Source organism: Streptomyces sp. NPDC006733 (assembly GCF_040636125.1).
Lineage (GTDB): Bacteria > Actinomycetota > Actinomycetes > Streptomycetales > Streptomycetaceae > Actinacidiphila.
In genome coordinates this window covers 1-8,030 of the sequence record NZ_JBEYJD010000107.1, presented here as the reverse complement: position 1 = coordinate 8,030, position 8,030 = coordinate 1, and the positions used below count along the sequence as shown (strand labels likewise).

Sequence of the window (8,030 nt, the reverse complement as noted above, 5' to 3'; positions counted from 1 at the left end):
GGGCCCCCTCGCGCGGTGCCCGCCTTCGGCGGGAGTTCCGGCCGCCGCCCGGGAGGCGGCGGCCGGCGGTCAGCCGGCCAGGCCGTGCCGGTGGGCGTAGAGCGCCGCCCGCAGCCGGTCGGACTGGCCGATCTTGCGCATCGCCTGGGTCAGGTGCTTCTTGACGGTGGCCTCGGCCAGCGCCAGCTCGCGCCCGATCTCGGCGTTGCCCAGGCCGCGCGCCAGCTGGGAGAGCACATCGCGCTCCCGGTCCGTCAGTCCGCAGTGCTGCGGCGGCGACTCCGCCGCGTGCCCGGCCAGGCTCGCCAGGTGCACCCGGGCCGACGGCGGGGCGGGCAGGAAGACCGCCCCGCCCGCGGCGGCGGTCGCCACCGCCCCGATGATGCGCTCCTCCGGCAGGTCCAGCGGGAAGCAGCCGTTCGCCCCGGTCAGCAGCATCCGGCTGGCCTCCGCCGTGCTCTCCGCCCGGCGCAGCAGCAGCACCCGGGCGTCGGGCGCCCCGCCGGGGCCGCGCAGTTCGACCACGGCGGCGAGGTCGTCGGCAAGGGTCGCGCCACCGCCCAGCAGGATGACGTCGGGCCGCACCCGGCGCACGCCCTCCACGGCGCGCAGCGGGTCACCGGTGCTACTGCCCACCACGGTCATCCCGGGCACGCTGGCCAGGACGCTGCGCAGTCCGGCGCTGGCCACCGGGTGCCGCTCCGCGAGGAACACCCGGGTGGTGTCGGAGGCCCGGTCCGCCGCCACGGTGCACAGCGGATGCCCGCAGGAGCAGCCCGGGTCGGCGGCGGGGCGGCGGACCGGCCCGCTCCCGGCGGCGAACGCGTCCGGTTCGGCGAGCAGTTGGTGTCCCGCGATGAGGTCGAGCGGGTTGTCGATCTCGATGTGCAGCGCGTTCGCCGTGTCCGGCCGCGCGGGGGCGGCGGCGCCCCGCCGCCCGGACGGGCGGCGGTTGCGCCCGGAGCACGGATCGGCGAGTTCGGTCAGCGTTCCCATCGGGAACCTCCGGACCGGCGGGGCGGATTGGCGGCGCGGGCGGGCTGTGCGGCCCGGCCGGCTGGTCGACGGGTCAGGTCGCGGAAGTCGTGCGGCATGGCGGTGCGGTCCCCTCGGAGGTGACGGAGCCGGTCCCTGGCGGGACGGTGCGGCGATGCGGCGCGGGCTCCGCCCTGTTCCACGACGGTTCCGTGGTCAGGGAACGTCACTGACGGAACATCAGGGGAGCGGTCGGCCGCTGCTGGAGGAGGGACGCTGCCGGGCAGCCAGGGGCTGGGCGGTCAGCGCGGGGCGCCGGGGCGACAGGTTTCGTCGAAGCACCTGCGGTGCCACGAGCCGCAGATGCCGACCAAGGTGAAGTCGGTGCGCCGGATAGCCATGCGCGCAGGGTAATTCCGTACTCGAGTACGGGTCAAGGTCGGTCCACGACCGGCACTGCGGGGCAGCGGGCTGATCCGCACCGCCGATCCTATGACCTGAGGTAACAGCATGAACGCCTGGCTGGCTGCCGCCCGGTCCGCTGCGCCACCTTCGTTCCCATCGGCCGGAGTGACCGGCCCTGGAAGGACCACGCTCATGCCTGCCCCTGTCCGTCTCCCCGCCGCCCGGCCACCGGGCGCCCCGCTCCGGCCGGTGCCCGCGTGAGACGGTTCCTCCTCCGTCGGCTGCTGCTCGCGGTGCCGACCCTCGTCGGGGTGACCCTCGTGGTCTTCGCCACCGTCGCCCTGGTGCCGGGCGACCCCGTCAGCGCGTTCCTGGGCCCCGGGGCGCCGCCCGAGGCGCGCCGGGAGCTGACCGCGCGCCTCGGCCTCGACCGCTCGCTGCCCGTGCAGTACGCCGACTGGCTGACGCATGCCCTGCGCGGCGACCTCGGCACCTCGATCGCCGGCCAGCGCCCCGTCGACCAACTGCTGCTGCCCGCGCTGGGCCAGACCCTGCTCCTGTCGGCCGCCGCGTTCACGCTGGTGCTGTTCGGCGGCCTCCTCCTCGGCGCGGCCGGCGCCCTGCGCCCCCGCGGGCCGCTCGGCCGGCTGTCGAGCGCGCTGAGCACCGTGTCGGTCTCCGCCCCGCAGTACTCGGTGGCGCTGCTGCTGATCGCCGTGTTCGCGGTGCGGCTGCGCTGGCTGCCGGCCGGCGGCACGCACGACGTCTTCGGCGACGGCGGCTTCCAGGACCTGCTGCGCCACCTGGTGCTGCCCGCCGTCGCGGCCGCCCTGGTGCCGCTCGGGCTGACCGCCAAGGTGTTCCGGGCCGCCCTCGGATCGGTCCTCGCGGGCGACCTCGCCGACAGCCTGCGGGCGCGCGGCCTGAGCCGGACGGCGGTGCTGCGGCACTGCGTGCACAACGCCTCCCCCGCGCTGCTGACCATCGGCGGCCTGCAACTGGCCTATCTGCTGGAGGGCGTGGTCTTCGTGGAGACGCTCTTCGCCTGGCCCGGCCTCGGGCACCTGCTCTACGACGCGCTCACCGCACGCGACCTGCCGCTGATCCAGGGCGGCGTCCTGGTGGTCGCGGTGGCCTTCGTCGGCGTCAACATCCTGGTCGACACCGCCCACGCCTGGATCGACCCGCGGGTCAGGAGTCCGCGATGACCGTGCTGCCCACCGAGGCCCCCGCGCGCGGACGGCTCCCCCTGCGGGCGCTGCGGGCCGGCGCATTCCTGCGGCGCGACGCCGGGCTGCTGCTGCCCGCCGCGTTCGCCACGCTGCTGCTCGTGCTGGCCCTCGCCGCGCCCCTGCTCGCCCCGTACGACCCGGTCGCCGGATCGCTGCGGGTGCGCCTGCTCGACCCCGGCAGCCCCGGCCACCTCCTGGGGACCGACGGGCAGGGCCGCGACGTGCTCAGCCGGCTGGTCTGGGGCGCCCGCCCCTCCCTGATCGGCGGGATCGTCCCGGTGGCGATCGCCGCGACGGCCGGGACCGCGCTGGGCATCGCCGCCGGACTCGGCGGCCGGGTCACCGAACAGGCGCTGCTGCGCTCGCTCGACGTGCTGTACGCCTTCCCGGGGATCCTGCTGGCGATGACCATCGCCACCCTGATGCCGGCGGGGCTCGGCGCGACGGTGCTCTCGCTGTCGATCGTGCTCACCCCGGCGGTCGCCCGGGTCGCCCACACCGAGGTGGCCCGGATCCGCACCGCCGAGTACCTGGAGGCGGCCAGGGTCAGCGGCGCCGGCCGGGCGACCGTGGCCGTGCGCCAGGTCCTGCCGGTCGTCGCGCCGGTGGTCCTCGCCTACGCCTCCTCCCTGATCGGGCTCTCCGTGGTGTACGCGGCGGGACTCTCCTTCCTCGGGCTCGGCGTCCCCCCGCCCACCGCGGAGTGGGGGGCGATGCTCGACGACCTGCGCCCCGCCCTGCTGACCCACCCCGGCATCGCCGTCCTGCCGGCCGTCACCATCCTCATCGTCTCGGTGGTCTTCAACACCCTCGGCGAGGCGCTGCGGCGCCGGATCGGCGACTCGCGCGACCTCGCACCGGAGGCGGTCCGATGACCCCGCGCGCACAGCGGCCCGCCGGCCCGGCGCTGTCCGTCGAGGCGTTGTCCGTCCGCTACCCGGGACGCGACGCGGCGGTGCACGCCGTGGACTCCGTGTCGCTCTCGGTCGCACCGGGCGGCGCGCTGGTGCTGCTCGGCGAGTCGGGCAGCGGGAAGACCACCCTCGCCCGGACCGTGCTCGGGCTGCCCGGCCGCAACGCCCGGGTCACCGGGCACGTCCACCTGGGCGGAACCGACCTGCGGGCGCTGACGGAACGGGAGTTCTCCCGGGTGCGCGGCCTGCGCATCGGCTACGTGCCGCAGGATCCCACCGGGTCGCTCGACCCGCTGCGCCGCGTCGGCCCGCAGATCACCGAGGTCCTGCGCCGGCACCGGGTGGCCGCCACCCGCCGTGCGGCCCGGGAGGCCGTGCCGGGGCTGCTGACCTCGGCCGGGATCCCGGACCCCGAGCACGTCGCGCGCAGCTTCCCGCACGAGCTGTCCGGCGGGCTGCGGCAGCGGGCCGCGATCGCGCTCGCGGTCGCCTGCGAACCCGAGCTGCTGATCGCCGACGAGCCCACCACGGCACTCGACGCCCTGGTCAGGGCGCAGATCCTGGACCTGTTCGGCAGCCTGCGCAGCCGGCTGGGCCTCGCGGTGCTGCTCGTCACCCATGACCTCGCGGTGGCCCGCAGGGTCGGCGGGCAGGTGGCGGTGATGCGCGCCGGGCGCGTCGTCGAGTCCGGCACCACCGACCAGGTGCTCTCCCGCCCGTCGCACTCCTTCACCGCCGAACTCGTCGCGGCCCGCACGGGGGTGCGCCGATGAGCGGCTCCGCAAGCACCGCGCTGCTCCGCCTCGACGCGGTCACCAAGCACTACCCCGGCGGCCGGCTCGCCCTGGGCGGGGTCAGCCTGACCCTCGCGCGCGCGGAGACGGTCGGCCTGGTCGGCGAGTCCGGCTCGGGCAAGTCCACCCTCGCCCGCCTGGCGCTGGGGCTGCTCGCGCCCGACTCCGGTACGGTCCGCTTCGCCGGCCACGACCCGCACCGGCTCCGCGGCCGCGGCGCGCGGGCGGTGCGCGGACGGCTGCAGTTCGTGCCGCAGAACCCCGGCGGCTCGCTCAACCCCGCGCTGCGGGCCGGGGAGGCGGTGGCGTTCGCGCTGCGGCTGCACGGCACCGCACGGCGGGACCGGCCGCAGGCGGTGGCCGCCCTCTTCCAGCAGGTCGGACTCGACCCCGCGCTGGCCCGGCGGTACCCGCGCGAGCTGTCCGGCGGGCAGTTGCAGCGGGTGGCCATCGCGCGCGCCCTGGCCCCCGGACCCGAGCTGCTGGTCTGCGACGAACCCACCTCCGCGCTGGACCGCACCGTCCAGGCGCAGGTGCTGGACCTGCTGGTGGAGCTGCGGGACCGCACCGGGATCGGGTGTCTGTTCATCTCCCACGACCTCGCGGTCGTCCGGCACCTCGCCGACCGCGTGCTGGTCCTGCGGCACGGGCTGGTGGTGGAGGAGGGACCGGTCGCCGACGTCTGGCGGGCACCCGGCCACCCCTACACCCGCGCCCTGCTCGCCGCGTCCGACAGCTGACCGTCCGACGGCTGACCCGCCGCCCTCCCCGGCCGCGGCCGCCGTCCCGTCCGTCGCACCACCCCGCCCGTCCGACCCGCTCTCCCGTCCGACCCGCTCTCCCACCGAACCCGAGGACACACGATGACGCACCACCACGCCACACCCCGCCTCCGGCGCAGAACCGGCGCCCTGCTGACCGCGGGGCTGCTGCTCGCGGCGGCCGGCTGCGGCTCGGCGGCCTCCACGACGGGCTCCGACGGCGCGGGCGCCCCCGACACCGCCGGCCGGGGCGGCACGCTGGTCATCGGCGCGACCGGCAAGCTGCCCAACCCCGACACCGTCATCGGCGGCGCCGGATTCGAGGGCAAGCGCCTGGTCAGCTTCCAGCTGTACGAGGGACTGACCCGCTACGACCTGTCCCGCACGGACGCGCCCCCGGAGGTCACCGGCGCGCTCGCGGAGTCCTGGAAGGTCGCCGCCGACGCCAGGACGTGGACCTTCACCCTGCGCAAGGGCGTGAAGTTCCAGGACGGCACCCCCTTCGACGCCGACGCGGTCGTCTTCAACCTCGACCGCTACCTGAACAAGCGCAGCACGCAGTACACCGACGCGCTCGGCGCCGCGGCCCAGGAGTACGCCGGGGACATCGCCACCTACCGCAAGGTCGACGCCGACCACGTCGAACTGGTCACCACCGCGCCCAACGGGCACTTCCCCGAGGACCTCGCCCACGTCCTGATCGCCAGCCCCACCGCCGTCCGCACGTCCGGGACGGCCGACTTCGGGCAGCACCCGGTCGGCACCGGGCCCTTCGCCTTCGGCTCCCAGAAGGCCGGGCAGGAGATCACCCTGGTCGCCAACAAGACGTACTGGCGCGGCGCGCCCAAGCTGGACAAGCTCGTCGTCAAGTCGCTGCCGGACGTCGCCGCCCGCACCGCGGCGCTGCGCTCCGGCGGCGTCAACTGGATCGAGTACCCCAACCCCGACGACCTCGACAGCCTCAAGGCCGACGGGGTGCAGCTCGTCACCAACAGCTACGACCACCTGTGGTACTGGATCCTGGACACCTCCAAGGCGCCGTGGAACGACCCGCGGGTCCGGCAGGCGGCCAACTTCGCCGTCGACCGCAAGGCGATCGCGGAGAAGCTGCTGCACGGCACCGCCGACCCGGCCTACCAGGCCGCGCCCCGCGCCACCTTCGCGTTCGACCCCAAGGGCGACGCCTACTCCTACGACCCGGCCAGGGCGAAGCAGCTGCTGGCCGAGGCGGGCAAGGCCGGCGGGTTCAGCACCACCGTCACCGTGCCGACCGGCGGCTCCGGCAACCTGCTCCCGGTCCCGATCAGCGAGGCGATCCAGCACGACCTCGCCGCCGTCGGCATCAAGGTGCAGCTCCGCACCACCGACTGGTCGACGCTGATCAGCGCGGAGGCCAAGGGCCAGGTCGCCCTCGGTTCGGACGCGATCGCGCAGTCCACCACCCTGTTCCAGTCCGAGGCACTGCTGCCGCTCTTCATCGGCAGCAAGAGCCCCTTCTGGACCGGCCACTACACCAACACCCGGGTGGACGCCCTGCTCGCCTCCGCGTCGGCCTCCACCGACCAGGTCAAGCGGCGGGCCGACTACCGGCAGGCACTGGAACTGGTGACCAAGGACGCGCCCTGGCTCTTCGTGGTCAACGACCGCAACCCGCGGGCGCTGTCGCCCCAGGTCCGCGGCCTGGTGCAACCGCAGTCGTGGTTCCTGGACCTGACGACGGTCTGGGTCCGTCCGTAGGGCGCGCCGTCAGGCCGCTCCGCCGGGCGGCGCCCCGCCCACCGCTCATCCGCCACGAGAGGAACGCCGTTCCATGACCGCCCCGCACGAACCGCCTGCGCGCACCCTGGCGCCCCCACCGCGGTGGGGGATCACCCTGCCGCTGCCGGGGCTCACCATCGACCGGCACCGCTTCATCGTCGAACGGCTCCCGGACCTCGGCTACACCGATGTCTGGAGCGCCGAGGGCGGCGGCACCGACGCCTTCACCCCGCTGGCGGCGGCCGCCGCCTGGTCCTCGTCGCTGCGCATCGGCACGGGCATCGTCCCGGTGCACACCCGCGGCCCGGCGGTGCTCGCGCAGACCGCCGCGACCCTCGCCCAACTCGCCCCCGGGCGGGTGCTGCTGGGGATCGGCGCGTCGGTGCCCGCGCACGTCACGGACATCAACGGGATCCCGTTCGACGAGCCGTTCAAACGCACCCGGGACGTCCTGCGGTTCACCACCCGGGCGCTGCGCGGCGAGCACGTCTCCGGGGACTTCGACACGTTCTCCATCACGGGCTTCCAGCTGCCGCACCCGCCGGCCGCCCCGGTCAAGGTCATCCTGGGCGCGCTGCGCCCGGGGATGCTGCGGCTGGGCTTCACCGAGGGGGACGGGGCGATCACCAACCTGCTCTTCCCGCAGGACGTGCCGAAGGTGCTGGACGCGGTCGGTCCGCAGCCGGCCGGCAAGGAGCTGGTGGTCAAGGTGTTCGTGTGCCCCACCGAGGACACCGACTACGCCCACCGCGCCACCCGCCCGTTCCTGGCGTGGATCCTCAACCGCGAGCCGTACCGCAAGTTCCACGAGTGGCTCGGGCACGGCGAGTTGCTGCGGGAGTCGCACGAGCGCTGGGAGGCCGGGGACCCGGAAGGCGCCCAGAAGGCGCTGCCGGACGAGGTCGTGGACGGGCTGTTCATCAGCGGATCGCCCGAGGAGTGCCGGGAGCGCATCCTGCGCTACCACCTCCCGGGGGTGACCACGATCCAGCTGTACGTCTCGCTGCCGCCGGAGGTCTTCGTCAGCCGCGCCAAGCTGCTCGACACGCTGGCCCGACTGGGACCGGCCGCCGGCTGACCCCCGGCGGCGCGGGTCCACGGGCGCCGGCCCCGCCGGACGGGAGTCCGGCGGGGCCGGAAAGCCACAAGGTGGTGCTCGTGCTGACCTTCCGGGACGACGAGGTGGGCCCC

At 75.3% G+C, this 8,030-nt stretch carries 7 protein-coding genes; 6 read left to right on the top strand and 1 reads right to left on the bottom strand.

Annotated features, from left to right (window positions below; genetic code table 11):
• Nucleotides 1–69: 69 nt before the first annotated feature.
• A complete protein-coding gene (locus ABZ721_RS40600) occupies nt 70–996 on the bottom strand; it encodes a response regulator transcription factor (RefSeq protein ID WP_358793871.1) in 927 nt (308 codons plus the stop codon).
• A gap of 641 nt (nt 997–1,637) precedes the next feature.
• On the opposite strand from ABZ721_RS40600, the gene ABZ721_RS40595 reads away from it, so the two are divergent.
• The 6 genes from ABZ721_RS40595 (at nt 1,638) to ABZ721_RS40570 (ending at nt 7,917) form a co-directional block, all read left to right on the top strand.
• Nucleotides 1,638–2,588 (top strand): ABC transporter permease, encoded by a 951-nt coding sequence (locus ABZ721_RS40595; RefSeq protein WP_358793870.1) that lies wholly within the window; start codon nt 1,638–1,640, stop codon nt 2,586–2,588.
• Nucleotides 2,585–3,487: an ABC transporter permease gene (locus ABZ721_RS40590; RefSeq protein ID WP_358793869.1), complete on the top strand. Its 903-nt coding sequence runs from the start codon at nt 2,585–2,587 to the stop codon at nt 3,485–3,487. The genes ABZ721_RS40595 and ABZ721_RS40590 overlap by 4 nt, the downstream gene beginning before the upstream one ends.
• Nucleotides 3,484–4,299, top strand: a complete 816-nt coding sequence (locus ABZ721_RS40585) for an ABC transporter ATP-binding protein (protein ID WP_358793868.1) — start codon at nt 3,484–3,486, stop codon at nt 4,297–4,299. Before ABZ721_RS40590 ends, ABZ721_RS40585 begins: the two co-directional genes overlap by 4 nt.
• On the top strand, nt 4,296–5,060 hold the full coding sequence (locus tag ABZ721_RS40580; RefSeq protein ID WP_358793867.1) for an ABC transporter ATP-binding protein: 765 nt from the start codon (nt 4,296–4,298) through the stop codon (nt 5,058–5,060). Before ABZ721_RS40585 ends, ABZ721_RS40580 begins: the two co-directional genes overlap by 4 nt.
• Before the next feature lie 123 nt (nt 5,061–5,183).
• On the top strand, nt 5,184–6,818 hold the full coding sequence (locus tag ABZ721_RS40575) for an ABC transporter substrate-binding protein (protein WP_358793866.1): 1,635 nt from the start codon (nt 5,184–5,186) through the stop codon (nt 6,816–6,818).
• Between the two features lie 73 nt (nt 6,819–6,891).
• Nucleotides 6,892–7,917, top strand: coding sequence for an LLM class F420-dependent oxidoreductase (locus ABZ721_RS40570; RefSeq protein ID WP_358793865.1), 1,026 nt, complete (start codon nt 6,892–6,894; stop codon nt 7,915–7,917).
• Nucleotides 7,918–8,030 lie beyond the last annotated feature (113 nt).